The organism is Methylotenera sp. E1MeOHC1, from assembly GCF_058745595.1.
On the sequence record NZ_CP196025.1, the window covers coordinates 1,165,158 to 1,190,569 of the forward strand.

Here is a 25,412-nt window from a genome sequence, read left to right on the forward strand (position 1 = left end):
TCATTGATTTTATTTAGAAATAGAAGCTATATTGATCATGATTTTTTGGTTTTGCTCAATGACCTCAATCGGTTTTAAACTTTTACCTTTGCATGGCCCCATCACACAAAAACCATTATCAGGACGGTAATGTGCACCATGCGTAGCACATATCAAATAATCACCCTGCGCGGTAAAGAAATCACCCTCATTCCAATCCAGTTCCACAGAAACATGCGCACATTGGTTCACATATGCATAAGGTAATTGATTAAACCTTACCACAAAGCCTGTTGCAAACTCACCCAATGCCGGCAGTGGAAACCTGACACCCTTGCCGCCATCCTGCAATGCCGCACTGTCAATCACAATCATATCCTGCTCAATGTGCATACTGCTAACTCTCTAAGCTTGTTCTAACAGCCACTGACGTAAATCAGAAAACGCATCAAATTGCGCAATTGGATCTAAATGCTGCCAATGTTCTGCGGGCTGCGCCCCATAGGTAACCCCAACAGCACTGACGCCGGCATTTTTAGCCATCTGTAAATCATAGCTAGTGTCGCCAATCATTAAAGTGCGCTCAGGCAACACTACCAAATTATCCATCAACTCATCCAGCATTTGCGGATGAGGCTTGGAGAAGCACTCATCCACCGTACGCGTTGCATGAAACTGACGACTCAAACCTGCATGCTCCAACGCCAGATTCAAGCCTCTACGGCCCTTACCTGTTGCTACTGCCAATTTGAAACCACGTTTATTTAGCTCAACAATGGTGTCAGCTGCACCAGAAAACAAGAGTATCTCGCTCTCTTCAGCATAATAATTAGCATTGTATTGCGCAGCAAGTGCTTGTGCCTGCGTGGCAGGGATATCCCCATAGAGTGCCTGAATCGACTCACGTAGACCTAAACCAATAATACCACTCGCTGCTTCACGTGTGATTGCAGGTAAACCCACCTGCTCTGCTGCCTTTAAAATGGCATTGACGATCATGCCGGTAGAATCCGCTAACGTACCATCCCAATCCCATACAATTAAATCAAACATCTTTGGCATTGCCACTTACTCTTTCTCTAACTTTAGTAAAAATTTATTTAACTCTGGTGGCGTTGGTGCAATTAACTCTAACTTCTCAGCAGTTAAAGGGTGGCGGATTTTAGTGACCGATGAGTGTAAGAACATGCGCTTAAGGCCATGTTTGATTAAAGCCTTATTTAAAGCAAAATCACCATACTTATCATCGCCAACAATCGGAAAACCCAAATGCGATAGCTGTACACGTAACTGGTGCGTTCTACCGGTGACCAACTGTGCCTCTAACAAGCTGAACTTACCAACTGTAGGACTGTTAAAGTTCTTAAGCAAGCGAAACATGGTTTCTGAAGTTTGGCGCTCACCAAACTTGTCTTTTGAAACATCAGTTACCACATTCACACGGCGTTCGCCGTTAGGCAGCACATATTTTTGCAAATCCAGCACCACGCGTTTTTTTGGTTCTAGCCACTCACCTTGCACCAACATCAAATAGCGTTTATCGGTTTGGTTATTGCGAATCGCTTCATGCAGTGCCACCAGTGCGCTTCTTTTTTTAGCGAGCATCAACACACCAGATGTTTCACGGTCTAGACGATGCACTAACTCCAAAAACTTGGCACGCGGGCGCTCTAGGCGCAATTGCTCAATCACGCCACGACTAATACCGCTGCCACCATGCACGGCAAAACCAGCGGCTTTATCAATCACCAGCATGGCATCATCTTCATAAATAATCGCCTGCTCAAATTTTGAGGTGACTGGTACCGCAGACTCTATTTTTTCAACTGCAGTTGAGCGCGTAGGCGGCACCCTAACCACATCGCCCAAACTTAAGCGGAAATCTGCATTGATACGTTTTTTATTTACTCGCACTTCGCCACTACGCAAAATTCGGTAAACGTGGCTTTTGGGCACGCCTTTTAAGGTCTTGGTCAGAAAGTTATCAATGCGCTGACCTTCGCTTGCTTCATCTACGGTTAAAAATGCAGCGGCAGACTCACTGACTGTTGATATTGGGTTGCCTTGCTCATGTGTAATTAAATTGTTCATGCTTTGCTTAAATGGTTGATGTAGCTTATACTTTGCGAGTTCTTATGAATTTAACAATTTTAATCACTGTTAAATTCTTGATAAGAATAGAATTATTGAATATAAATACATCTAATCAAGACAATTACTTGCACTTGATGTGTTTGTTAATAATAGTGACAACTAAATACTTGGTTAACACCGCTCGCCACATTATAAAGTAGCGGTAAGTAAAAATTAGCGCTCAAGCCGCCGCAGACAAATAAACATAAAGCGCGACTTAAAGTGAAAAGTTAAATTTGGCATATTATTTAATCAGCTCATAAGCCATTAAATAATTTAAACAAATTAGAATTTACTAAAGATAGAATTTTAACGAATTTAAGCTGCAACTGGCAGAATACTTCGCCACATTTAAGCATAAATTTAACAATAAGTTTGCTTTAACGAACAAATAAACAGTTTTGGCACGTGTTGCACCTGTCAAAACAATAAAACTAGACGATTCAATATGACGCAGTCCCATTGACCGAAGTGATGAATCTCTAATGTATAGGGTGTGCGTAATACCTAGTGTGTATAGTAACTAAAAGCACGGTTATCCACCCATGTCTTTTTAATAAGACTTCGTTAATTTGCACCATTGTTATATTGCAAATCGTTAATGCCTCTAGCTCATCATTACACTATGAGCTTGATTCAAAGGCGTAATTCATCTGACACACTGTGTCTCTTTTGGTATTAATTCAGCGACTTCACTTTAAATACAGCTTTCAAAGCATTGCATCACTTTATGCATTGCGCCTGCCCGCCTTGCTACGCTTAGGAGCAAACAATGAAACGCATGTTATTTAATGCAACGCAATCTGAAGAGTTACGCGTTGCGATTGTAGATGGGCAAAAACTCATCGATTTAGATATTGAACACGCAGGTAAAGAACAACGTAAAAGCAATATTTACAAAGGCGTGATTACGCGCATCGAGCCTTCTTTAGAAGCCGCTTTTGTGGATTACGGTCAAGACCGCCATGGCTTCTTACCATTTAAAGAAGTAGCGCGTAGCTACTACAAAGAAGGTGCCGATGGCCGCGCACGCATCCAAGATGCGTTAAAAGAAGGCCAAGAACTAATCGTTCAAGTCGATAAAGATGAGCGCGGCAACAAAGGCGCTGCACTAACCACATTTATCTCACTCGCTGGCCGCTATTTGGTATTAATGCCAAACAATCCACGCGGAGGTGGTGTATCACGTCGTATTGAAGGTGAAGACCGCGACGAACTACGCGATGTATTAGCACAACTTGAAGTACCAAAAGGCATGAGCATCATTGCACGCACTGCCGGCATTGGCCGTAATGCAGAAGAACTGCAATGGGATTTAAACTACCTGACACAGCTATGGTCAGCGATTGATGGCGCTTCAGCGATGCAGGCAGGTGCTTATTTAATCTATCAAGAAGGTAGCTTGGTGATTCGCGCAATCCGCGATTACTTTAGCTCAGACATTGGTGAAATCTTAATTGATACACCAGACATTCATGAGCAAGCTGTACAGTTTATGAACCACGTGATGCCAAGCAATGTGGCCCGTGTTAAATTGTATCAAGATGAAATTCCGCTATTCACACGCTTCCAAATCGAACACCAAATTGAATCTGCGTTTGCACGTGAAGTGCGCTTGCCATCTGGTGGCGCGATTGTAATTGACCATACAGAAGCCTTGGTTTCTGTAGACGTGAACTCAGGTCGTGCAACACGTGGTAGCGATATTGAAAACACTGCATTCAACACTAACTTAGAAGCGGCTGAAGAGGTTGCGCGCCAATTGCGTTTACGTGACTTGGGCGGCCTAGTAGTGATTGACTTTATTGATATGGAGAGCCAACGTAATCAACGTGAAGTTGAAAACGCACTACGCGATGCATTGCATGCTGATCGTGCTCGTGTACAAACAGGCAAAATCTCACGCTTTGGTTTGCTAGAGCTTTCACGCCAACGCTTACGCCCTAGCTTGGGTGAAACCAACCACATCCCTTGCCCACGTTGCCACGGCACTGGTCATATTCGTGGTATTGAATCTACAGCGCTACATATTTTACGTATCACGCAAGAAGATGCGATGAAAGAAAACAGCGCGATAATTCAAGTGCAGTTGCCAGTGGAAGTTGCCACATTCTTACTCAATGAAAAACGTGCTGATATTCATAAAATTGAAGAGCGCATGGGCGTAGAAGTGGTGTTGATTCCTAACATCCACCTTGAAACACCAAATTACAACATTATTCGCATCAAGCATGATGACGTAAACGAAGACACCAGCAAAGCTAGCTACCAAATGGTAGAACTGCCTTCAGAAACAACTTATGTGACGAAAGCTGCTGAAGAAGCTAAAGCAGTAAAACCTGTTGCTGCGGTTAAAGGCATCACACCAGCTGCACCGGCGCCGATGTCAGTTGAAAAGGTTGAGCCTAAACTATCACTATTCGCTAAGATCAAAAAATTCTTGGGTTTAGGTGAAAAATCAGAAGCTGAAAAAGCTGCTGAAAAATCTAGCGACGCACGTCGTGATCACCCTCGCAACAACCGCAACCGTAACGAGCGTAACCGTAACCGTAACGAGCGTAACCGCAATGAGCGTGGCGATAAAAATGTAAGCCAAGAGCGTACGCCGAAAAATGCGGACCAAAAAGCGCAGGAACCACGCCAAGCTGAAGGTAGGCCTCAAGAGCAACGCCAACCAAAACCACAGCAACCACGCCATGACAATCAACGTCATGACAACAAAAACCAAGAAGCAACACGTAATGTTGCTCAGGTAAACGCAGGTGAAGCTTCTGCAAATGAATCTACAGAGCAACGTAGTGAGCGTAGTAGCCGTCGTAATCGTAATAACCGCCGCAATCGTCGTGACCGCGATGAAAATGCTGCACGTGACAACACCCGCGCATTTGTACCAAATGAAGAGCTTAACGCAGCTGCAATTACTGTAGAAGTTGCTAATGTAGCGACAAATACGCAACCAGCAGCTACAAGCAATAATGCAGTGGCAAAACCAGCGGTTGAAATCACAGAGACTAAAGCTCAGGAGTCTGCGCCGCAAGCGACAGCAGCAACTCAGGTAGCGGAAGTAGCTGAAGTAGCGCCAGTGGAGAAAGAGGCTAAAAAATCTAAACCACAAAAAAATGTCGCAAACAAAACTGCGGCTAGCAGTAAAGAATCAGCACCTAATGAAACCCAAGTTGCTGACGAAGCAACGGCAGAGGTCGCTGAAAAGGCTGAGAAAAAACGCCCTGCGCGTCCACGCAAGGCAAAAGCTGAGCCGAAAAAAATTGATCTAGCTGAGTCGGGCTTACAATTAGTTGAAACGAAAGCAGATACTGCAAATGCTATCGTAGCGGTTGAAGTTGAAAAACGCGGCGCTCGTAAACCAGCCTCTTGGCAAAAAGAGAAAAAAGAAGAGGCCAGCAGTGAGCCGCTAGTGATGGTAGAAACCCAGAACAAATAATTCTGCCGTTCTCAATCATCATGTAGTTTAAAACATAAAGCCCGATTAATCGGGCTTTATGTTTTTATAGCGGCATGCAATAAATCTGTATAACTACCCATCCATAATCAAGGCTACGACACCCGTAGAATATACGATACATAACAATTTATTTACAAATTGCAAGTAAAAAAACCATTAAAAATCGTCAATTTTCATCAAAATACGGGTTGACTTATACACACTAATTTAACCTTTAACCTCGGGCAGCCAAAAAACCTTTACAAATCAACACTAAAACTGTAAGCCATTGATTTATATTAACTAAATTAAAAGTGTAAAGTTTGACCTTTTTCAAAAAACCCTTATAGATTGGTAAGTTACGGATAATAGCCACAAGTAATCACAGAGTTATCCACAGATTTTGTGGAGTACTGTGCTTTAGTCAAAAACTACGCATCAACATACTTGTATACAAACTGTAACTTATATTTAACAACCCAAACCAGTTAGAGTCTTAGGCTCAACTTAGAGCTAAGCTGGCTACTCAAAAAAGCATATTTAACAACATAGCTAGCGCAATGAATAAGCTGACTATTCCAAATGTAAGCCTAGATTGAGAAATTGAGATAGTTGTTGCCATGAACTTACCGGCTAAGCTTCCTGCTAACGTAGCAAGGGCAAACGGTATGGCAATATGCCATTGAATGGCAGAGTAACTTGCATAAGAGATAACACTGACTAATGCGACCAAGGCTGTCATCGTTAGCGAGGTAGCAACAACCATACGGTAATTAAGGTTGCTAATTTTCTGGAGGACGGGCATGACAATAAAGCCTCCGCCCACCCCTAACAGCCCAGATAAAAAGCCAGCCACCGCGCCAGTCAGTAACAACTTTTTAGTGCAGGATGCCGTCCAGAACAATTGAGCGCTTACTGGGTTTATTTCACAAGGAGCTGCGCTGAGATGATATAAACTATCCAGCACAAGATTGCTTTTCTTTGCAGCTACGAGTGCTTGAGTACCTACATAAAATAGCAAGAGCATGAATAACAGGTGCAACCAAAAAACTGTTACGCTATGCGCGACATAAACACCTAGTGGCGCCATCAAAACACCCATTACAGCTAAAAGTGCGGCAGCTTTATACCTGACTATACCTTGCTTTAACCCTATTAGCGCAGCTGATCCTGCAGCGATAAAAATGGCTACCAACGCAACTGGGGCGGCGTCTTGAATCTCCATATTAAAAAAATACATTAACAATGGTAGCGATAATATAGCGCCGCCAGCACCCGTAATAGCCATTAAGAAGCCAATACCGGCACCTAACAGGATTGCGATTAAATTAGGGTCTGTCATGGTTTTCTAATATAGGCTTTACACATATGTAATTAACATCATTGTTGGATTGCCAACGTGATCGATTAAACTCCAGATTGCATACAAATCTCTTGATACAACACATTCATAATCGCCAATGCTGATGGGCTCGAGATCATGTAATAAATGCACTTACCTTCTCGTCGCGTACTCACTAGCTCCGCTTTTCTGAGCACGGTTAATTGCTGTGATAAGGTCGGTTGCTTTATCCCGAGAATCTCCTCTAGCTCTCCTACTGATTTCTCACCTTGCGATAGCTGACATAACAGCATTAAGCGGTCGCTGTTCGCCATCACTTTTAATAAACTCGTTGCAACTTCTGCTGAAGACCGCAATTTTTCAAAATTAACTGCTTGTATTTGCATTTCAGTAAACTCTATTAATATACAATATATTTAATTATATAATATTAAGTTATAATATAGAAACCAATTCTGAAAGGACGATCATGTTTAAGCAATTTTATGACGAGGCTTCCTCTACGCTTACCTACCTAATCGCCGATATGAATAGTAAGCAAGCTGTGTTAATTGACCCTGTGACAGAAAACATCGATGAGTACCTACATATCATTAATGAGCATGATTTAACGCTACTCTACTCATTAGAAACGCATGTACACGCAGACCATATTACAGGTGGCGGTATACTTAAATCAATGACATCTGCCAAAACAGGAGTCAGCAAAGACTGCGGTGCGAGCGCGGCTGATATGCAGCTAAAAGATAACGATGTCATTACTTTTGGTCACGAACAAATAAAAGTAATTGCTACGCCCGGTCATACTGCAGGTAGTGTGAGCTTTATGTGGCAGGATAGAATCTTCACTGGGGACAGTTTATTGATTAACGGTTGCGGCAGAACAGATTTTCAAAGTGGCGATGCTGGCAAGCTTTATGACTGTATCACTACCAAGCTGTTCACTTTAGCCGATGAAACTTTAGTTTACCCAGGCCACGACTATGATGGCCGAAGGGTAAGCTCTATTGCACAAGAAAAATTAATTAACCCACGTTTAGCCAATAGATCTAGAGATGAATTTATTCATATCATGGAAAATCTGAACCTACCTAAACCTAAGATGATAGATATCGCTGTACCCGCCAACCGCAGATGTGGTGCACCGGAACCACAACAAGGATAAAATAATGGAAAACTTCACCCCTATATCATCACTTATTGGTGGCTTAATGATAGGCTTGTCTGCATCGATACTGATTCTTTTCATGGGGAAAATTGCTGGTATCAGCGGGATTATTGCATCGTTACTGCAGTTTAAAAATACGCCTAAAGGGCACAACACGTGGCGGATACTGTTTATTGTAGGTCTACTCGTTTCTAGTAGGGTATATGAAACATTTGCACCATTGCCGGCCTCCGAGATTTCAGCATCCACTATCACACTAGTCATCGCTGGGCTGTTAGTAGGCTTCGGTACCAAAATGGGGTCTGGTTGCACAAGTGGTCACGGTGTCTGCGGGCTTAGCAGATTATCTTTACGTTCGCTGATTGCCACCCTGTGCTTTATGTTCACAGGTTTTGCAGTTTGTTATCTTATATTACATGTGGTTTAAATCATGAAAAATATGATTACATTCAGCGCCGGGCTAATCTTTGGATTAGGCCTGATAATTTCCGGTATGACTAACCCATCTAAGGTGATCGGTTTTTTAGACCTTGCTGGCAAATGGGACCCTAGCCTAGCTTTCGTGATGTTAGGGGCTATCGCGGTGGCGTTCTTTGCGTTTAGGCGTGCAGAGGCTAAAGCCTTAACCGTGTTTGATGAACCTATGCACTTACCTGCAAAAACACACATTACCAAAGAGCTAGTGATCGGCAGCATGCTGTTTGGCGCAGGTTGGGCATTAGCAGGATTTTGCCCGGGGCCGGCTATTGTTGCCTTAGGGGCAGGCTATCAACAGGCACTTATATTTGTCATCGCCATGCTGCTGGGAATGGCAGCACATGAGTACCTATATGAGAAATACAAAGCGTAGGGTGAGAAATACAAAACCTCAATGCAAGCCAAAACATAGCTTAATCATCTGGAATCACAATTCTAAGGTACTGAAACTCAGCTAGACAGTGCACATCTAGCTGAGCAGAACCGTATTAGCACTGCCTAAAAAAGCCCTGCCTGCCTTTTAACTACAGGCTTAGTGTCTAGTACCGATTGGCCTTTTCTGGCACGTTTTTGTATGAATTTAGCCAAAACATCACCTTCAATCACTTTGGCTTTGCCTTTTACCAGAATATTGGCAGACAACCCATCGCTTAATTCCACACGAGACAGCGAGGCATTATCTGGAATATCCATGATGCGCACGCCTTTACCGCCATTGGGGTATTCATTCATCTCACTCACAGGGAACACCAGCAATTTATTCTCTGACGAAGTAACTGCAAGGTGCGTTCTATCATCCAGTGCCACCGGCTGCAGAATCGCGGCCTTACCTTCTGGCTTCATAAAAGCTTTACCAGCTTTCGGTCTAGCCACCAGTCCTTTTAATGGAGCAATGAATCCATAACTATTAGAGGTAGCAAACAAGTAGCGGTCATCATCCTTGCCTGAAAGTACATGCACTAGTTTCGCCCCATTTTGCACCTCAATGATTGAGCTCAGTGGGATACCATCGCCCTTACCGCCGGGCACGGTTGAAGCATCAAACGCATAGCAGCGCCCGTTGGTATCCAACAATACGATCGGTAGCGTGGTGCGCGTTTCAATCACAGCAAACTCGCTGTCCCCCGCCTTCCAGTTGATGGCATCGCGCTCCACACCATGGCCTTGCCTCGCCCGAATCCAGCCATTTTTAGATAAGAGGATAGTTACCGGCTCATCCACTACAAATGCCTTCTGCCCACCCTGCGCACGTTCTACCGGCTCAATCAAGGTGCGGCGCGCATCACCGTATTTTTCTGCATCCTGTTTGATTTCCTTTGCAGTCAGTCTGCGCAGCTTGGTATCGCTGCCTAAAATAGTCTGCAAACCATCAGCCTCTTCGCGTAAATCTTTCAACTCTTTTTCAATCTTAAAGCCTTCTAGCCTAGCTAACTGGCGTAAGCGAATTTCCAGAATATCTTCCGCTTGTATCTCACTTAACTGAAATGCAGCAATCAAGTCTGCTTTAGGCTCATCTGAATTACGGATGACCTTAATCACTTCATCAATATGCAGAAAGGCAATCATGCGCCCTTCTAGAATATGGATGCGTTTATTAATTTTATCTAAATCAAACTGGCAGCGCCTGCGCACCACATTCAAACGGAATGCGATCCACTCTTTCAATATAGCAATCATGCCTTTTTGTGCTGGGCGCCCATCGGTGCCTATCATCACCATATTGACCGGGCACGAAACCTCCATGCTGGTATGCAATAACAGAAACGCCATCAACTCATCACTGGACACCTTGCTGGTTTTAGGTTCGATAATCAGGCGCACGTCCTTCTTACCTTCGCTCTTGACCGTATCAATCATGCTCAAGGCTGACTGTTTAATCAGCAACTGGTCTTGATCTATGGTCTTTTTGTCTTTTTTCGGCTTAGGGTTGGATATTGCTAAAATTTCATCCTGTATCGTTTCTACAGACACCCCATGCGGCAGTTCATTGATAATAATGCGCCATTGACCACGCGCCATTGGCTCCACCACCCAGCGTGCACGCAGCCTTAATGAGCCGCGCCCGGTTTCGTAAGTGGAAAGAATATCTGCCGTTTGTGTGATCAGCTGACCACCGCCCGGAAAATCAGGCCCTGGTACATGCTGCATAAAGTCGGCAGTGGTGCAATTGGGGTTATCCATAATATGCAACACCGCATTGGCAATCTCGCGCATATTATGCGGTACTATTTCTGTCGCCATACCTACGGCAATGCCAGACGCACCATTTAGTAACATCATCGGCAAACGAGCCGGCAGCAGCACTGGCTCTTGAAACGCCCCGTCATAGTTACTCTGAAAATCTACAGTGCCGCGGTCAATTTCAGACAATAGTAAATCCGCAATCGGCGATAAACGCATTTCGGTGTAGCGCATTGCCGCAGCCCCATCGCCATCGCGTGAGCCAAAGTTACCTTGACCATCAATCAATGGGTAACGCAGCGTAAAGTCTTGAGCTAAACGCACAGCCGCCTCATAAGCAGAACTATCACCATGCGGATGGTACATACCTAAGACGTTACCCACCACACGTGCGGACTTCACCGGCTTAACACCAGCGACTAAGCCCATTTCCTTCATTGCATATAAAATACGACGCTGCACCGGCTTCTGACCATCTTCTACTGACGGTAAAGCGCGCCCTTTTACAACGGATACAGCATAGGCTAGGTAGGCTTCTTCTGCATATTCGCCAATCGGCACTGCGTTTTCTTCGTTATTATTTTCTAACATACTAGTATCCATTAAACGTCAGCCTCCACGTCATTACCGCGACGTTCCATCCACTCTTTTCTAGATGCTGATTCATTTTTTGCCATTAACATATCAAACATTTTAAGCGCACCGCTAACCTCACCCTCAGGCAAGCGTACTTGTACCAAACGCCTAGTATCAGGGCACAGCGTAGTTTCCCACAACTGCTCAGGGTTCATTTCGCCCAGCCCTTTAAAACGCTGAATGCTAAGCCTTTCTTCAGCGATGCCTTCACGTTTCAGTTTTTCTATCATCGACATTTTTTCAACATCGTCTGAAACATAGATTTTGCGCAAAGGCTTATTCTTGCCCTGTGCAGGAACATCAATGCGATACAGCGGGGGTTGTGAGATATACACGTGCCCGCGCTCAATTAGCTTAGGCGCATGCCTTAACAGCATGGTGAGCAGCAATACCTGAATATGCGAGCCATCTACGTCCGCATCAGACAAGATGCACAATTTACCGTAGCGCAGGCCGGAAAAATCCGGGTTATCTTTCAACGTATGCGGCTCAATACCTAAGGCCACAAAAATGTCATGCACTTCTGAGTTAGCAAAGATGCGTCCAGCGTCTACTTCCCAAGTATTTAATACCTTACCGCGCAATGGCAATAAAGATTGAAACTCATTATTACGCCCCATTTTTGCACTGCCGCCGGCAGAGTCACCCTCCACCAAAAACAGCTCAGCCTCCATCGTGCCTGCCGCTTCACAGTCTGTTAACTTGGCTGGCATCAAGTTAATGCCGGTGGTTTTACGCTTTTCAATTTTTTGCGTGGATTTATTACGGGCAGCCGCACTGCGGTTTACTAAATCGGAGATACGTTTTGCATGGTCTACGTTTTGCGTGAGCCAAGTTTCCATCATTGGCTTCACCGCAGATGCCACCATTTTCATCGCATCACGATTGGTCAGCTTCTCTTTGGTTTGGCCTTGGAACTGTGGGTCTAATACCTTTGCCGCCAACACATAGTAAACGTTATTCCAAACATCCTCTGACGACACTTTAACGCCACGTTGCATCATGCTGTGATGCTCCATAAACGATTTTACCGCCTCAAACACCCCGTTACGCATACCAGCTTCGTGCGTGCCGCCTGAGAGGGTAGGAATCAGGTTGACATAAGACTCTCCCCGGCCGCCACCCGCGCCAAAAGATAATGCCCAGATGGCGCCCTCGCCTTTTGAAATGCCGTCTGTATTTTCCTGATGATAGAACTCACCTGCAATGATAGGCACGGGTACTTCATCATCAGCTATTTCACGCTCACCAATGAGCTCATCCAGATATTGCGGCAAACCATCGGCATAAGTCCATGAGCGCTCTTCAAAGCCTTCTGCACCCTCTATCGCAAGCGTGACACTCACGCCACGCAACAATACCGCTTTAGATTTAATCAGATGCTCTAACTGCTGAATCGACACCTTGGGCGAATCAAAGTATTTAGGGTCTGGCCAGCACTTCACCGTGGTGCCAGTTTCGCGCTTCAGGCACTTGCCTATCTCTGTTAAAGGCTCGATACAGTGACCATTCTCAAAAACAAGACCGTGCACCTTGCCGCCACGCTTCACTTTCACTTCCAAGCGTGTGGATAATGCGTTGGTGACAGAAACACCTACGCCATGCAAGCCACCTGAAAAACGATAGGAGCTATTTTCATCCTCTTTATCAAACTTACCCCCTGCATGCAGTTGTACAAATACTAGCTCTACCGCAGGCTGCGTTTCCCCCTTAGGAATCTCAACAGGAATACCACGGCCATTATCCGTTACCTCAACCGCGCCATCTTTAAACACAGTGACTTGAATATTGGTAGCATGCCCGCCTAGCGCTTCATCTGCCGCGTTATCAATCACCTCTTGAACAATATGCGTAGGAGAGTCAGTTCGGGTGTACATGCCGGGTCTGGCACGCACTGGCTCTAGCCCTCTTAATACCTTTACCGAATCTGCATCGTATTCTTTTTCTGCCATTGATCTAGCCTTTAACGTTGATACTTCAAGTGTAATTTATCTGGCGATATTTTATAAAACTAATTAACTTTTTTGCGCTGGATTCTATTAAAAATTAACGACGACAGTAAATATTCAGTCATGCCGAATTAAATCATCATAATTTTCATGCCTGTTTACGCCTAAATGGCGCACCAGTATTTAGTTTCGCTCCACAATTTCTGTGGATAACATTGTGGGGTGCATGGGGATATACGTGCTAAGTAACTGGTGTGAATAGAAAACGCCAAAAAGAAGTATTTTTAAACAAAGTAGCAGTATTTATACTGAATTAAAAAAATGACTCTTTAATGAACGATCACATGGACAGCGACTAGCGCTCGACTAAAGCCGTGCTTTATTTTTAAACAAAGCACGCCCTGCATAATCACGTGCAAACTGCAAAGCAATGCGCCCAGACCTAGAGCCATGCTCGGTTGCCCAACGCAGTGCCTCTTCACGCACGCTGTCATTCATTACAAAACCAAAGCTCTTTACCCATTGCGTAACAGCCGTTAAATACTCATCCTGACTAAAGCTGTAAAAATGTAAACGCAAGCCAAAACGGTCAGACAATGAAATCTTTTCCTCTAAGCTATCGCCTGGGTGTATCTCACCTTGGTTATCTCTACGCTGCTCTAGATTATCTGCCATTTTTTCAGTCACCAGATGCCTGCGGTTCGAAGTTGCATAAATCAACACATTGGCGGCAGCGCCTGCAATAGATCCATCCAGCACGGTTTTTAAGGCTTTATAGTGATGCTCGCCATCTTCAAAAGACAAATCATCGCAAAACACAATAAAGCGCTCAGGACGCTGGCAAACCAGCTCAATAATCAGCGGCAAATCATCCAGATGTTGCTTTTCAACCTCAATTAAACGTAGCCCCTGCTGATGAAATGCATCTAGGCAAGCACGAACCAATGATGACTTTCCTGTCCCTCTGGCGCCAGTCATCAAGGCATTGTTCGCCGGATAGCCATGCAAAAATTGTAAGGTGTTCTGATACAGCCTTTCTATCTGCTGCTCAATATTACATAGCTGATCAAACGCGATGAGTTGCGGTGCAGTGACTGGTAGTAAATGAGGCACATGATTAATACCACTGCTGCGTTGCCAGCGGTAAGCAAAGGCTTGTGAAAAATCCGTTGCTTGTTCATGCGAGGCAGATGGAGATGCCTCAAGCGCCGAGGCGATTCGGTCTAATGAATCAAGCAAGCGTTCAATCTGTTCTAGAGCTAATAGTGGGTTCGTCATGATGATCGTGCACATTAAATAGATAACGTATTTATTATATGTTCATATCAAGCCGTGCAATGTGTTGATTTAAGCAAGCCCGTGATAAATGCCCAGCATGCTTGCATTTACCTCGCCTATAGTTATCAGCAAACAACACTCCACAATTTCTGTGGATAACACTGTGGGAGGCATGGGGATATAAACGCTAAGTCACTGGGGCGTTTATGAAACTAGGAATAGAAGCAATTTTAAGCATTCACTGCAATATGCGCTAAGCTCACCGTGCTTACTTATCACTGCATGTACAGACCAAGACTATCCACACCCTCTATATTCTTTTTAGTTATAAAAATATAAATTTAAATTATTTTTAATTGTTAGGTAAGCTCTATACAGTGTGGTCATTGCAATTACTTATATTCTGAAGGAGAAGCCATGTCACTTAACCAAGCACAACATAAAACGACTACGATTAGTGCGTATAAAAACCGTGATTTATCAGAAAACATTTTACGCGCAGTTGAAGAGCTGAAACTTGGCTCTGGATACGGCTCGGTAGAAATCATCTTACACGAAGGACGCGTGACCCAAATTGAAAAACGCGAAAAAATCAGACTACCGCAAGAGTAAACTCTTGCAACACGTAACGCAGATTTAACTTAATTAACTCAGTTTAACTATATCAATCATACATAGCAGCACTAGACAAAATTTAGTGCTGTGAACAACAGGAGGCTCTTATCATGAGTTCAGTATTAATTGTAGGTGGCGACCAAGTAGATGGTATCAAAGAGGTTTTTGGTAATTACGGCATAGATAATATCCATCACTGGTCTGGGCGCAATGGCGGTGACAGCAATAAAGTGATTCCACAAAATACCAAATTGATTGTATTAGTGACGAAATGGGTTAATCACTCTATCACCCATAAAGTAAAAAACTATGCATCCAAACGTGGGATTAAGATCCTCTACATCCCTAGTGGCTCCAAAGAAAGAATGTTTGATATCATTAAAAAAGACGAACTGAAACCAACCATTGAATCTGCGTTTAACCATAAGAAATGGTGGCCGTTAAACGCATAACCATGATTAATATTGCTTCTCCAAAACATTAGCCCTGAATATAGTTTCCTATATTCAGGGCTAAGTCTTATAAAGTACTGCGTTTATAAGCTGCTAGGTGTACGCTGCGAAGCCAAACGCAATAACACACTCACCATCAGATCTACTTCAGCGGTGGTGTTATAAAACGCAAGTGATGGACGCACCGTAGTTTCTACCCCAAAGCGGCGTAAAATTGGTTGCGCGCAATGATGACCTGAACGCACCGCGATGCCCTCTTGGTTTAAAGCTGCACCAATCTCTTCACTTTTAAAGCCATCCAGCTTAAATGACAACACACTTGCTTTGTCTTTAGCTGTACCAATAAAGTGCAAGCCTGGTACTTTTTGCATTGCTGCCGTTGCATACACTAATAAATCATGCTCATAGCGTGCAATGTTGTCTATACCAATACGCTCTACGTACTCCAGCGCAGCGCCTAAACCTACAGCGTCTGCTATGTTACCTGTGCCTGCCTCAAACTTAGCCGGTGCTTCATGGTAAACCGTCTTGTCAAACGTCACATCTTGAATCATATTGCCGCCACCTTGCCATGCCGGCATATCATCCAACACTTCAGGTTTGCCATACAGTGCACCAATGCCAGTAGGGCCAAACACTTTATGCCCGGAGAACACAAGGAAGTCAGGGTTTAACGCTTGTACATCCGTACGCATATGAGACACAGACTGCGCACCATCCAGCAGCACTTTAGCGCCTGCACGGTGTGCCATTTGTATCATTTCAGCCGCTGGAGTCACTGTTCCCAGAGCGTTAGACACTTGTGTAAATGACACCAATTTCACACGTGAAGTTAGCAACTTCTGATACTCAGCTAACAATACCTGCCCACTATCATCAACCGGTGCCACTTTTAGTTTAGCACCAGTTTCTTGGCATAGCTGCTGCCACGGTACGATATTAGCGTGATGCTCCAGGTGTGAAATTACAATCTCATCACCTTCGCCAATATGCTTCTTACCCCAAGTTTTAGCGACTAGATTAATCGCCTCCGTGGTACCGCGCACAAAAACAATATTATCTACGGACGGTGCGTTAATAAAGCGTCTCACCGCTTCTCGTGCGCCTTCATAAGCATCTGTCGCACGTGCTGCTAGCTCATGTGCGGCACGGTGGATGTTAGAGTTCTCATGTTGGTAAAAGTAAGAAATTCTATCTATTACCGCCTGTGGTTTTTGCGTAGTCGCCGCGTTATCAAACCAGACCAGCGGACGACCATTGACCAACTCGCGCAATATAGGAAAATCCTTACGCACCGAATGCACATCAAATGGCGGATGTGCGCTGGCTGCTTGGCTGGCCGCAGATGCATCATGTTGATGTGTTGCACCCTGCAAAAAATAATAGGGTGACGTAGCATGCCCATGATTAGTCGCATTACTTGCCGGCTCCTCCGAGTTAGCGCCCAAGTCACCTAATAGCTGATTAAGCTCTAGGTGATAAGGATCATATATGCCGCCTATCGCCTGATTCAGCGCTGCAAACTCAAAGCTAGGCACATGCTGTATATCTACAGCCTTGGCGTAATCTGCCTGATTAAAGCTTGATGCACCAGACAAGATACTTGGCAATGCCGATAGCGCTGATGGTGCAGGCGTCTGCACAGGGTCAGATATTAGGTTAGCACTTGGTAGTATTGAATTTGCCGCCACTGGATTTAAAGAAGCATTAGATGGAAACTCTTCTTTCTGCGCAAAAGGCGCCCCAGCGGGGAAACCTTCTGCATATAGCTCATTGGCAATACGGCTTAACTCGGCCACATCAAAATGCCCTGTTTCACTCGCCTGCCTACCAACTGCCAAGCCAGCCGCCATACGCGGATGCTCTCCCGGCAAAGAGGCTAGAATCGCCTCTGGCTCAAAAGATGATAAGTCACCTAATGCAGGTGCATATCCATTACTTGTAGTCATAGTAGTTGCCTACATCAACGTTTTCCAACACCGCAATCGCGTCATCGGTTAACACCGCTAATGAGCAATAGAGTGAAACCAAGTATGATGCAATCGCCTTATGATTAATGCCCATAAAGCGCACAGATAGACCCATGCTTTGCTGACCTGGCAAGTTAGGCTGATACAAGCCCACCACACCCTGACGGCTCTCACCGGTACGTAACAACAGAATATTAGTTTTACCGTTAGTTACTTTTAATTTATCGCAAGGGATAATCGGCACGCCGCGCCACGTGATAAATTGTGACCCAAACAACGCTACGGTTGGTGGTGGCACACCGCGGCGCGTGCACTCCCGGCCAAATGCAGCAATGGCTTGTGGATGCGCCAAGAAGAAAGCTGGCTCTTTCCAAACTTTAGAGAGTAGCTCATCAAAATCATCAGGCGTAGGGAAGCCCGTACGTGACTTAACTCTTTGTGACTCAACAATATTGTTCAATAAACCATATTCTTTATTGTTAATCAGCTCGCTCTCTTGACGCTCTTTTACCGTTTCAATGGTCAAGCGCAATTGCTCTTTAATTTGATTATGCGGGCTGCTGTATAGGTCAGAAACACGCGTATGCACATCCACAGCCGTATTCACTGCATTGAGCACATACTCACGACCCCACTCTTCATAATCTACAAACGTTGCCGGAATATCACGCTCATCTTTGGCTGAACAATCCACTTCAATGGCACTAGGGTTTTTTACTTTATTCACACGATAAATACCAGCTTCTACCGGTACCCACTGCATTAAATGCACCAACCAGCGTGGCGTGATGGTACCCATCATCGGGACGGTTTTGGTCGCGTTCGATAGTGTACGTGCAGCTACATCGCCTAATGCGGTATGTGCTTGATGAATATCTGTCATTTGTTTCTCCTGTTAAAAATTTATTTATTGCGCAACATCATCTGTTGCGCTTACCTGCGTTTTAGCTTGTGTAATTTGGCTATTGGGAGGGACGCTACGGGTTAGCCACACATTGCCGCCTATTACCGAACCGGCACCAATCGTGATGCGCCCAAGAATCGTAGCCCCTGCGTAAATCACCACGTCATCTTCAAGTATCGGGTGCCTTGCACTCCCTTTAATCAAATGCCCTTGCTCATCGGTGGGGAAGCGTTTAGCCCCTAATGTCACGGCTTGATACAGCCGGACATGGCGCCCGATTAATGCGGTTTCACCAATCACCACGCCTGTGCCATGATCAATAAAGAACCCTTCATCAATCGTGGCGCCGGGGTGAATGTCTATGCCAGTAGCAGAATGAGCAAGCTCAGAAATGATTCTTGCAATCAGTGGTAGCCCCAACTTGTGCAACTCATGCGCCAAACGATAGTGAATAATGGCTGATATGCCTGGGTAGCAAACCAGCACCTCGTCTAAACTACGTGCAGCTGGGTCACCTTCAAATGCAGCATTTAAATCTGTATCCAAAAGCTGTCGTATTTTGGGTAAAGACTTAGCAAACGCACGTGCTTTGTTTAAGGCAGCCTCAGTGCTAGGCGTTTTGTCATGCTCGGTGTCTGCGGAATAACGTAGTTCCAGCTGGATTTGCGTATTGAGTTCACGCAAGGCAGTGTCTAATGTAAAGCCAACAAAATAGTCGATGCCTTCGTCTTTCAGGCCTGGCGCACCTAGTCGGTTTGGAAATAGCGCAGCACTTAGCCCATCAATCACCGTTTGCAATGCTTTTCTTGAAGGCAGTTTGGGTGGCTTGTTACGTCGATGCCTATGCTCTAAAGACGTTACCCTTACATCACGCAACGCTTGCACTATGCTTTGGATATCAAAACTTTCATTTGGCAATATCGTAGTTATGTTAGACATATCAATACCTGTCGCAGAAAATAAAAAAAGCCAGTGGTCTCTCGACACACTGGCTTCCGGTTGTCCGGTCAGCACTCGCTAACTGAAGAATTCTAATAATAATGACAAGGCGCTAATCATGGCCTTGTTTTGTGCAATCAATATACACCAGTCTCAATATTTAAAATAGTACTCATAAAAATTTCAATAATATTTATAAATTATATACATATAGCTTTTTATTCTTTTACATTATTAAACCTTGATGATTAACTTAAGCACTCCTAATTATTGAACTAGAGTAAATCCTATGTATAAAAAATCTCTCTTTGCAGGCTTGCTGACGATCTCAAGCTTACTTTTCGCAGGTAATGCGCTTGCCAATAGCACGTTACTTAATGTGTCATATGATGTGACGCGCGAGTTTTATAAAGACTTCAATCCATCTTTCGCCAACTATTGGAAGCAAAAAACTGGCGAAACTGTCACCATCAATCAATCTCACGGAGGCTCAAGCAAACAGGCGAGATCAGTAGCCGATGGCCTAGAAGCGGATATTATCTCCATGAACCAAGCACCAGACATTGACATCCTGTACGACCGCGCAAAGTTGATTCCTAAAGACTGGCAAAAGCGCTTGCCTAATGCAAGCTCACCCACCAACTCCACTACCGTATTTTTAGTGCGGAAAGGCAACCCAAAAAACATCAAAGACTGGGATGATCTAGTTAAGCCTAATGTTAGTGTGGTGATTCCTAATCCAAAAACTTCAGGTAACGGTAAATACAGCTATTTGGCAGCCTGGGGTTACGTCATCAAAAAAGGTGGTGATGACGCCCAAGCTAAAGATTTTGTCACCAAGCTATTTAAAAATGTACCCGTATTAGATACAGGCGGTCGTGGTGCAACGACCACATTTGCACAGCGCGAGATTGGTGATGCGTTACTGACGTTTGAAAATGAAGTAAACCTGATTAAAAGAGAACTAGGTGACAAATTTGACGTGGTCTACCCATCTACCAGCATTCTGGCTGAAAACCCAATCGCCGTTGTAGATAAATTTGCAATCAAACATAAAAATCAAGTACTTGCCCAAGCCTATGTCGATTACCACTTTTCTGAAGCTGGCCAAGAAATTGCTGCCCAACACTACCTGAGACCAAGCCTAGCATCAGTTGCCAATAAATATAAAGCACGCTTTAAAAACATCGAGCTATTTAGTGTGAATGATGTTTTCGGGAGTTGGACCAAAGCACAAAAAGTACACTTTGCTGACGGCGCACTGTTTGACCAAATTTACCAAAAATAACGCTCTCTTCAGCAGCGACACTCAATAATAGTCCTGTTTCTAAACTAAAAATGCCTTCTTGCTTAGCATGCAAGAAGGCGTTGATCTATGGTTACCTGTGAGTAAGTTGCCTAGGCATTACAAATACTCAACAACAATGAATTAGACCTCCCATACTGCAGCGCTAGCATGGGAGGCCTATTCAATATCGTAACTCTATTTTTCAAGTGCAATCTTTATATTGCAATGCCTTTTTCGTCAAATAAGCCCTCAAATAGAATCGAGCTCAAATAACGTTCACCAGAATCAGGCAATACAACCACTATCGTTTTACCTGCATTTTCAGGCCGTTTTGCATAGCGTACAGCAACAGCAACTGCCGCACCGCAAGAAATACCAGATAATATGCCCTCTTCCTTGGCCAAGCGCTGTGCGTAAAGCACAGCCTCTTCATTGGTCACTTGGGCAATATCATCAACCAGCGATAAATCTAACACTTCAGGCACAAAACCAGCGCCAATCCCTTGTATCTTATGTGGGGCAGGCTTAATCTCCTCACCAGCACGTTTTTGGCTTAATACTGGGCTAGCGGCAGGTTCTACGGCAACGGAAATGATGGCTTTCTTTTGTGTATTTTTAATATATCTGGTCACACCGGTAATAGTGCCGCCAGTACCAACACCAGACACTAAAATATCAATTTTTCCATCTGTAGCCTCCCAGATTTCTGGGCCTGTGGTTTTTTCATGAATTTCAGGGTTAGCTGGGTTTTTAAACTGCTGCAGTAATACATAACGGTTAGGATCAGAAGCAGCGATTTCCTCTGCCTTTGCAATTGCGCCACTCATGCCTTTAGCACCTTCAGTTAACACTAGTTTTGCACCATAAGCCACCAGCAGCTTGCGCCGCTCCACACTCATGGTTTCTGGCATCGTGAGCGTTAACGGGATCCCTCTAGCTGCAGCAACAAAAGCCAATGCAATACCAGTATTGCCGCTAGTAGGCTCAACAATCTCCTTACCAGGCCCCAACAGTCCACGCTGCTCTGCATCCCATATCATGGCAGCACCGATGCGACATTTAACTGAATAAGCTGGATTACGCCCTTCAATCTTGGCAAGTACCAGCGCTGGTGCGCCATCCGTCACCCGGTTTAGCTTAACCAATGGAGTTTTACCAATAGATTGCGCGTTGTCTTCATACCAATTTGCCATGAATATTCCTATTTACTCTGTGTTGACTGGAAGCGTTATTCCAAAGATTATAAGTGAAAGTCTAGCAATTTAAATCATCAACTTACAATAACTTTTAGCTATTAGATTACAACTAAAAAGCATAAAGACAGTGATAAAAATCGGTGTAGCCGGCACCGTGCTGCGTTTAGAAAACTTATGCTATGTAAGTGAAAGCAGCGCTAAAATAGCTCAGCCTGCGCGGCGGGCGGTGCACTTAGCAGCGCATCAATATCTACTTCAAATATTCCAAGCTTCCCAGAGCATGGCATAAAAGGCACAGGCCTAGATTGTTCAAATAAAAATCCATAATGCCTACTGCTAACGCCTTTAAACTGCGCACGATGCTGGCGGCTTGTATGCTCGGGCAGTGCATCCGGCCTGCTACAAAGCACCAAATCAGCAATACCAACCACCCCGCCATACGCTAGTTCTTCTTTAGCCGGTAACGGAATATCAGTATTCGCCTTAAGATAATCATAGTACACATCATACAAGCCTTTGCTCGCATGAATGAGTATTGGACCACGATACGTGGTACCCCAAGTGCGGTCATCCACCATCAAATAGCCATTTGTAATCAACCAGGCAAAAGGCTGTTTAAATGAAAGTACTTTATGCAGCCCGTTAGCGGCGCTTGCTCTTAATATTTCGGTATCACTCATTACCATAAAACTTTTCTTGATTAGCAGGCTCCACAATCGCCCATTTGCGGTGAAGTCATTGTTTTGCGTATCCCCTGCTGTGTATTAACTACATTAGGCCAGCAACTGAGAAAGATAGAAGTATAGCGTTGATAGGTAGAACAACTTAGCGAAATATGCAGTGCATACAGATGAAACTTACAGGCATAAAAAAACCCAGATTATTCTGGGTTTTTATCATACTTAAAACAAGTATTATTTGTTCATTACGTACATAGTAACTTCAAAGCCAAAACGCATTTCAGTAGCTGCTGGTGTTGTCCACATAATCATTCTCCTAAGTGTTTGGTTTGAACTGACATGATGTCTTGTTCGAGTGATTCCATTATGGGCTTGTGTAAAAAAATAACACTATGATTGTTCATGAATGAATACTACGTAAAATCATGAATAGCCAATCATCTCAATGGTGCAATCCCCCACCACGCATTAAATGATATTGCTTATCTTAAAGAGTACGCATTCCATTCGTGCTTAGCTCTAAGTCTGGCGGTTTTCTGTAGCTTCCATAAGCTACGTAGCCCAACCAATGCGGTAACAATGATAAATGTAAAAAGAATTGAAAGCCCTATCTCACCAAACTGCCTAATCAGGATACTAAAGCTTTTTACATGAAAGCCCCCTTCATCACTTGAAAACGTCGTGAGTGGAAGTACTGCTAGCAATATTAACAGCAAGCAATACTGCACTCTTTTGCTATAAACGACTTCACGCTTGCTTAGTTGCTCAATGTATTGATGGGCTGCCATGTCATAGCTCCTATTTAAGTTTAATGATTTAATCACTGTTGCATTACAGATAAATCTTTAAACATTAAGGTAACTATGTTTTATTGCAGAAATATGAAACTAGCATTCATCAAACCTTGAAAACCATGAGCAAACCTATACATAGCTTGGTCATACATAGGTTAGTTTGGATATAGATGCGCTTCGCAACGTATGATGCCGGCATGCAAAGTCGTCACGGGATAAAAGCACGAGGCGCCACTTAAACGTCTCAGTGTGCACTTACGCAACAAATTATTGATTGGTAATGATTTTTTAAGAAAGAAGCCTGGCGGAAGAGGAGAGATTCGAACTCTCGATAGGGTTACCCCTATGCCACCTTTCCAGGGTGGTGACTTAAACCGCTCATCCACTCTTCCGTTAGGGGGCGAATTATAGTGCAATTCGCTATAAAAAACTTACGCCCCCATATTTTTTATTTGTTAATTATCAGCCCTACCCAACAGAATAAACGTGTCAAGAACGCCTTTACCTTTAACTTCAACCGCCTTACGTGAAGAGAATGCATAGTCCTGCGCCAGTAGCTGCTGCGTTTCCTGCGTGACTTGTATTGAATTAGGCAGGCTGGTTTCTTCCATGCGGCTTGCCATATTGACTGTATCACCCCACAAGTCGTAGCTAAATTTACTACTACCAATCACGCCTGCAACAACCGGCCCGGTGTTAATACCGATGCGCATGCTGAGGTTTATTCCAGTGGTGTCAGACAGTTCTTTCAATGCCGTCTGCATATCCAAAGCCATCTCTATCATGCGATGCGCATGATTGTCACAAACGATAGGCGCGCCAGAAACCACCATATATGCATCACCAATCGTTTTAATCTTTTCCACTTGGTACTTATCTGCCAGCTGATCAAACCGTAGAAATATCTGTGACAGTAAATCAATTAACTGTGTAGGCGACATTTTGTCTGACATGTGCGTAAAGTTAATCAAATCAGCAAACATCACCGTCACACTCTCGTAATGGTCAGCGATACGCATGTCATAGTCTTTTAACCTTTGTGCGATCGGTGCTGGCAAGATATTCAGCAACAGTTTTTCAGACCTTGCTTGCTCAACTTCAAGCGAGTGCATGATGCGTTCTTTCTGCACTTGAAAAAAACGCAAAACACCATACAAAATAGCTGCTGTGCCAGTGATATTCATCAAGAAGAAAACATCTTTAACACCGTTAGGAATCGGCATGGCGTTAATCGCGAAGTAATTATTTAGCTTCCAGGAAAGAAACGCTAACCCGATAAACAGCAAGAACCATGGAGTGGACTGACGCGTGCCTAAAATCATTAAGGCACCCACTGGCGACAAAATAGCCCAGATAGCAACGCCGCTAGAGGCCTCGAACCCGCCAATAATCCATTGCATAAAGAATGGCATCACCAGCAACATAATGAGCTGCGTAAAAGTAAAATACTCAAAACGCTTAAACTGGTAAAAAATGAATAAACTAAAGTAGGAAATAATCAGATAAAAGTAAGGAACGGCTGCAATAACAGCATACCCCTCACCTAGACCAGACAAAGTGTATATCCAGAAGAAGCTGACTAAGGTCTCTGCAACAACCAGTATGGATAAAATGGCTTTACCCAAGCTTAAGGAGGTTGGATTAAATAAACCGTCCCAAAAGCTACGCGCAAATATTGATGAGTTTGCTAAATCAGCCGCCATGTTTGATCAATAGAATATGCAATTTTTATAAATACCACAACCACACTATAACTTAAGCAACTGTGTTTTTCTATTTTTAAATCAATCAATGTGTTAAATCATTTTGCAACCAAAAATCAATTCATGCATCAAACACTAGCTAAATAAATCACCCAAATTATTGAATAAATAATGATGGATTTTTAATCTCCGTAAATTCATTTATTTTATAAATGCTATCGACTAATGCTTGATTTGCTAGCGCCTTAGCGTTATTGTTTTGGAGTGGCGACATTTACAAAACTCT

23 protein-coding genes and 1 tRNA gene are annotated in these 25,412 nt (G+C 43.9%); 7 read left to right on the top strand and 17 right to left on the bottom strand.

Features of this window, described 5'->3' with window-relative positions:
• Window positions 1-9 precede the first annotated feature (9 nt).
• The 3 genes from ACSSU7_RS05295 to ACSSU7_RS05305 are packed head-to-tail and all read right to left on the bottom strand — an operon-like array spanning window position 10 to window position 2,070.
• The gene (locus ACSSU7_RS05295) at window positions 10-372 is read right to left on the bottom strand and encodes a Rieske (2Fe-2S) protein (protein ID WP_492517670.1); all 363 of its coding nucleotides are present in this window, start codon (window positions 370-372) and stop codon (window positions 10-12) included.
• 12 nt (window positions 373-384) lie between these two features.
• Window positions 385-1,041, bottom strand: coding sequence for an HAD-IIIA family hydrolase (locus ACSSU7_RS05300; protein WP_492517671.1), 657 nt, complete (start codon window positions 1,039-1,041; stop codon window positions 385-387).
• Window positions 1,042-1,047: 6 nt separating this feature from the next.
• Complete coding sequence (locus ACSSU7_RS05305; RefSeq protein ID WP_492517672.1) at window positions 1,048-2,070, bottom strand: RluA family pseudouridine synthase; 1,023 nt, start codon at window positions 2,068-2,070, stop codon at window positions 1,048-1,050.
• An 814-nt stretch (window positions 2,071-2,884) separates the two neighbouring features.
• Here ACSSU7_RS05305 and ACSSU7_RS05310 point away from each other — a divergent pair.
• Window positions 2,885-5,554, top strand: a complete 2,670-nt coding sequence (locus ACSSU7_RS05310; protein ID WP_492517673.1) for an Rne/Rng family ribonuclease — start codon at window positions 2,885-2,887, stop codon at window positions 5,552-5,554.
• 526 nt (window positions 5,555-6,080) lie between these two features.
• Here ACSSU7_RS05310 and ACSSU7_RS05315 read toward each other — a convergent pair.
• The gene (locus ACSSU7_RS05315; RefSeq protein WP_492517674.1) at window positions 6,081-6,896 is read right to left on the bottom strand and encodes a sulfite exporter TauE/SafE family protein; all 816 of its coding nucleotides are present in this window, start codon (window positions 6,894-6,896) and stop codon (window positions 6,081-6,083) included.
• Window positions 6,897-6,961: 65 nt separating this feature from the next.
• Window positions 6,962-7,282: an ArsR/SmtB family transcription factor gene (locus tag ACSSU7_RS05320; RefSeq protein WP_492517675.1), complete on the bottom strand. Its 321-nt coding sequence runs from the start codon at window positions 7,280-7,282 to the stop codon at window positions 6,962-6,964.
• Window positions 7,283-7,365: 83 nt separating this feature from the next.
• Between ACSSU7_RS05320 and ACSSU7_RS05325 the strand changes: the two genes are divergently transcribed.
• From ACSSU7_RS05325 to ACSSU7_RS05335, 3 genes are read left to right on the top strand one after another with little or no spacing between them, the layout of a single operon-like run.
• Window positions 7,366-8,061 carry an MBL fold metallo-hydrolase gene (locus tag ACSSU7_RS05325; protein WP_492517676.1) on the top strand — a complete coding sequence of 232 codons (696 nt, stop codon included), beginning with the start codon at window positions 7,366-7,368 and terminating at the stop codon, window positions 8,059-8,061.
• Window positions 8,062-8,065: 4 nt separating this feature from the next.
• Window positions 8,066-8,491 (top strand): YeeE/YedE family protein, encoded by a 426-nt coding sequence (locus tag ACSSU7_RS05330; protein WP_492517677.1) that lies wholly within the window; start codon window positions 8,066-8,068, stop codon window positions 8,489-8,491.
• Window positions 8,492-8,494: 3 nt separating this feature from the next.
• Window positions 8,495-8,914 carry a DUF6691 family protein gene (locus ACSSU7_RS05335; RefSeq protein ID WP_492517678.1) on the top strand — a complete coding sequence of 140 codons (420 nt, stop codon included), beginning with the start codon at window positions 8,495-8,497 and terminating at the stop codon, window positions 8,912-8,914.
• 125 nt (window positions 8,915-9,039) lie between these two features.
• Here ACSSU7_RS05335 and parC read toward each other — a convergent pair whose 3' ends face one another.
• The 3 genes from parC to ACSSU7_RS05350 all read right to left on the bottom strand — a co-directional run bounded on the left by parC (window position 9,040) and on the right by ACSSU7_RS05350 (window position 14,585).
• On the bottom strand, window positions 9,040-11,313 hold the full coding sequence (gene parC, locus ACSSU7_RS05340; RefSeq protein ID WP_492517679.1) for a DNA topoisomerase IV subunit A: 2,274 nt from the start codon (window positions 11,311-11,313) through the stop codon (window positions 9,040-9,042).
• An 11-nt stretch (window positions 11,314-11,324) separates the two neighbouring features.
• Window positions 11,325-13,310: a DNA topoisomerase IV subunit B gene (locus ACSSU7_RS05345; protein ID WP_492517680.1), complete on the bottom strand. Its 1,986-nt coding sequence runs from the start codon at window positions 13,308-13,310 to the stop codon at window positions 11,325-11,327.
• 363 nt (window positions 13,311-13,673) lie between these two features.
• Entirely contained in the window at window positions 13,674-14,585 is a 912-nt protein-coding gene (locus tag ACSSU7_RS05350) for an ATP-binding protein (RefSeq protein ID WP_492517681.1), read from the bottom strand.
• Between the two features lie 417 nt (window positions 14,586-15,002).
• Here ACSSU7_RS05350 and ACSSU7_RS05355 point away from each other — a divergent pair, with 417 nt between their 5' ends.
• A complete protein-coding gene (locus ACSSU7_RS05355) occupies window positions 15,003-15,197 on the top strand; it encodes a YezD family protein (protein WP_492517682.1) in 195 nt (64 codons plus the stop codon).
• A gap of 113 nt (window positions 15,198-15,310) precedes the next feature.
• Window positions 15,311-15,652, top strand: a complete 342-nt coding sequence (locus ACSSU7_RS05360; RefSeq protein ID WP_492517683.1) for a DUF2325 domain-containing protein — start codon at window positions 15,311-15,313, stop codon at window positions 15,650-15,652.
• Between the two features lie 83 nt (window positions 15,653-15,735).
• On the opposite strand, the gene ACSSU7_RS05365 is transcribed toward ACSSU7_RS05360, so the two are convergent.
• From ACSSU7_RS05365 to epsC, 3 genes are read right to left on the bottom strand one after another with little or no spacing between them, the layout of a single operon-like run.
• Entirely contained in the window at window positions 15,736-17,601 is a 1,866-nt protein-coding gene (locus ACSSU7_RS05365; RefSeq protein WP_492517684.1) for a family 2A encapsulin nanocompartment cargo protein cysteine desulfurase, read from the bottom strand.
• Window positions 17,588-18,505 carry a family 2A encapsulin nanocompartment shell protein gene (locus ACSSU7_RS05370; RefSeq protein WP_492517685.1) on the bottom strand — a complete coding sequence of 306 codons (918 nt, stop codon included), beginning with the start codon at window positions 18,503-18,505 and terminating at the stop codon, window positions 17,588-17,590. The genes ACSSU7_RS05365 and ACSSU7_RS05370 overlap by 14 nt, the downstream gene beginning before the upstream one ends.
• A gap of 24 nt (window positions 18,506-18,529) precedes the next feature.
• On the bottom strand, window positions 18,530-19,465 hold the full coding sequence (gene epsC / locus ACSSU7_RS05375; protein ID WP_492517686.1) for a serine O-acetyltransferase EpsC: 936 nt from the start codon (window positions 19,463-19,465) through the stop codon (window positions 18,530-18,532).
• Between the two features lie 289 nt (window positions 19,466-19,754).
• On the opposite strand from epsC, the gene ACSSU7_RS05380 reads away from it, so the two are divergent.
• A complete protein-coding gene (locus tag ACSSU7_RS05380) occupies window positions 19,755-20,753 on the top strand; it encodes a sulfate ABC transporter substrate-binding protein (RefSeq protein WP_492517687.1) in 999 nt (332 codons plus the stop codon).
• Between the two features lie 215 nt (window positions 20,754-20,968).
• Here ACSSU7_RS05380 and cysK read toward each other — a convergent pair whose 3' ends face one another.
• The 6 genes from cysK to ACSSU7_RS05410 form a co-directional block, all read right to left on the bottom strand.
• Window positions 20,969-21,946 carry a cysteine synthase A gene (cysK, locus tag ACSSU7_RS05385; protein WP_492517688.1) on the bottom strand — a complete coding sequence of 326 codons (978 nt, stop codon included), beginning with the start codon at window positions 21,944-21,946 and terminating at the stop codon, window positions 20,969-20,971.
• Window positions 21,947-22,146: 200 nt separating this feature from the next.
• Window positions 22,147-22,629, bottom strand: coding sequence for an ASCH domain-containing protein (locus tag ACSSU7_RS05390; protein ID WP_492517689.1), 483 nt, complete (start codon window positions 22,627-22,629; stop codon window positions 22,147-22,149).
• Between the two features lie 234 nt (window positions 22,630-22,863).
• Window positions 22,864-22,935 carry a pyrroloquinoline quinone precursor peptide PqqA gene (pqqA, locus tag ACSSU7_RS05395; protein ID WP_012777389.1) on the bottom strand — a complete coding sequence of 24 codons (72 nt, stop codon included), beginning with the start codon at window positions 22,933-22,935 and terminating at the stop codon, window positions 22,864-22,866.
• A gap of 176 nt (window positions 22,936-23,111) precedes the next feature.
• Complete coding sequence (locus ACSSU7_RS05400; RefSeq protein WP_492517690.1) at window positions 23,112-23,417, bottom strand: hypothetical protein; 306 nt, start codon at window positions 23,415-23,417, stop codon at window positions 23,112-23,114.
• A 308-nt stretch (window positions 23,418-23,725) separates the two neighbouring features.
• Window positions 23,726-23,815, bottom strand: a tRNA-Ser gene (locus tag ACSSU7_RS05405).
• Window positions 23,816-23,878: 63 nt separating this feature from the next.
• The gene (locus ACSSU7_RS05410) at window positions 23,879-25,126 is read right to left on the bottom strand and encodes an adenylate/guanylate cyclase domain-containing protein (RefSeq protein ID WP_492517691.1); all 1,248 of its coding nucleotides are present in this window, start codon (window positions 25,124-25,126) and stop codon (window positions 23,879-23,881) included.
• Between the last annotated feature and the right edge of the window lie 286 nt (window positions 25,127-25,412).

What these genes read in the sequence shown, in the direction of transcription:
- ACSSU7_RS05295 (WP_492517670.1), bottom strand. Translation starts at nt 372, where the DNA reads ATGCACATTGAGCAGGATATGATTGTGATTGACAGTGCGGCATTGCAG.
- ACSSU7_RS05300 (WP_492517671.1), bottom strand. Translation starts at nt 1,041, where the DNA reads ATGCCAAAGATGTTTGATTTAATTGTATGGGATTGGGATGGTACGTTA.
- ACSSU7_RS05305 (WP_492517672.1), bottom strand. Translation starts at nt 2,070, where the DNA reads ATGAACAATTTAATTACACATGAGCAAGGCAACCCAATATCAACAGTC.
- ACSSU7_RS05310 (WP_492517673.1), top strand. Translation starts at nt 2,885, where the DNA reads ATGAAACGCATGTTATTTAATGCAACGCAATCTGAAGAGTTACGCGTT.
- ACSSU7_RS05315 (WP_492517674.1), bottom strand. Translation starts at nt 6,896, where the DNA reads ATGACAGACCCTAATTTAATCGCAATCCTGTTAGGTGCCGGTATTGGC.
- ACSSU7_RS05320 (WP_492517675.1), bottom strand. Translation starts at nt 7,282, where the DNA reads ATGCAAATACAAGCAGTTAATTTTGAAAAATTGCGGTCTTCAGCAGAA.
- ACSSU7_RS05325 (WP_492517676.1), top strand. Translation starts at nt 7,366, where the DNA reads ATGTTTAAGCAATTTTATGACGAGGCTTCCTCTACGCTTACCTACCTA.
- ACSSU7_RS05330 (WP_492517677.1), top strand. Translation starts at nt 8,066, where the DNA reads ATGGAAAACTTCACCCCTATATCATCACTTATTGGTGGCTTAATGATA.
- ACSSU7_RS05335 (WP_492517678.1), top strand. Translation starts at nt 8,495, where the DNA reads ATGAAAAATATGATTACATTCAGCGCCGGGCTAATCTTTGGATTAGGC.
- parC (WP_492517679.1), bottom strand. Translation starts at nt 11,313, where the DNA reads ATGTTAGAAAATAATAACGAAGAAAACGCAGTGCCGATTGGCGAATAT.
- ACSSU7_RS05345 (WP_492517680.1), bottom strand. Translation starts at nt 13,310, where the DNA reads ATGGCAGAAAAAGAATACGATGCAGATTCGGTAAAGGTATTAAGAGGG.
- ACSSU7_RS05350 (WP_492517681.1), bottom strand. Translation starts at nt 14,585, where the DNA reads ATGACGAACCCACTATTAGCTCTAGAACAGATTGAACGCTTGCTTGAT.
- ACSSU7_RS05355 (WP_492517682.1), top strand. Translation starts at nt 15,003, where the DNA reads ATGTCACTTAACCAAGCACAACATAAAACGACTACGATTAGTGCGTAT.
- ACSSU7_RS05360 (WP_492517683.1), top strand. Translation starts at nt 15,311, where the DNA reads ATGAGTTCAGTATTAATTGTAGGTGGCGACCAAGTAGATGGTATCAAA.
- ACSSU7_RS05365 (WP_492517684.1), bottom strand. Translation starts at nt 17,601, where the DNA reads ATGACTACAAGTAATGGATATGCACCTGCATTAGGTGACTTATCATCT.
- ACSSU7_RS05370 (WP_492517685.1), bottom strand. Translation starts at nt 18,505, where the DNA reads ATGACAGATATTCATCAAGCACATACCGCATTAGGCGATGTAGCTGCA.
- epsC (WP_492517686.1), bottom strand. Translation starts at nt 19,465, where the DNA reads ATGTCTAACATAACTACGATATTGCCAAATGAAAGTTTTGATATCCAA.
- ACSSU7_RS05380 (WP_492517687.1), top strand. Translation starts at nt 19,755, where the DNA reads ATGTATAAAAAATCTCTCTTTGCAGGCTTGCTGACGATCTCAAGCTTA.
- cysK (WP_492517688.1), bottom strand. Translation starts at nt 21,946, where the DNA reads ATGGCAAATTGGTATGAAGACAACGCGCAATCTATTGGTAAAACTCCA.
- ACSSU7_RS05390 (WP_492517689.1), bottom strand. Translation starts at nt 22,629, where the DNA reads ATGAGTGATACCGAAATATTAAGAGCAAGCGCCGCTAACGGGCTGCAT.
- ACSSU7_RS05400 (WP_492517690.1), bottom strand. Translation starts at nt 23,417, where the DNA reads ATGGCAGCCCATCAATACATTGAGCAACTAAGCAAGCGTGAAGTCGTT.
- ACSSU7_RS05410 (WP_492517691.1), bottom strand. Translation starts at nt 25,126, where the DNA reads ATGGCGGCTGATTTAGCAAACTCATCAATATTTGCGCGTAGCTTTTGG.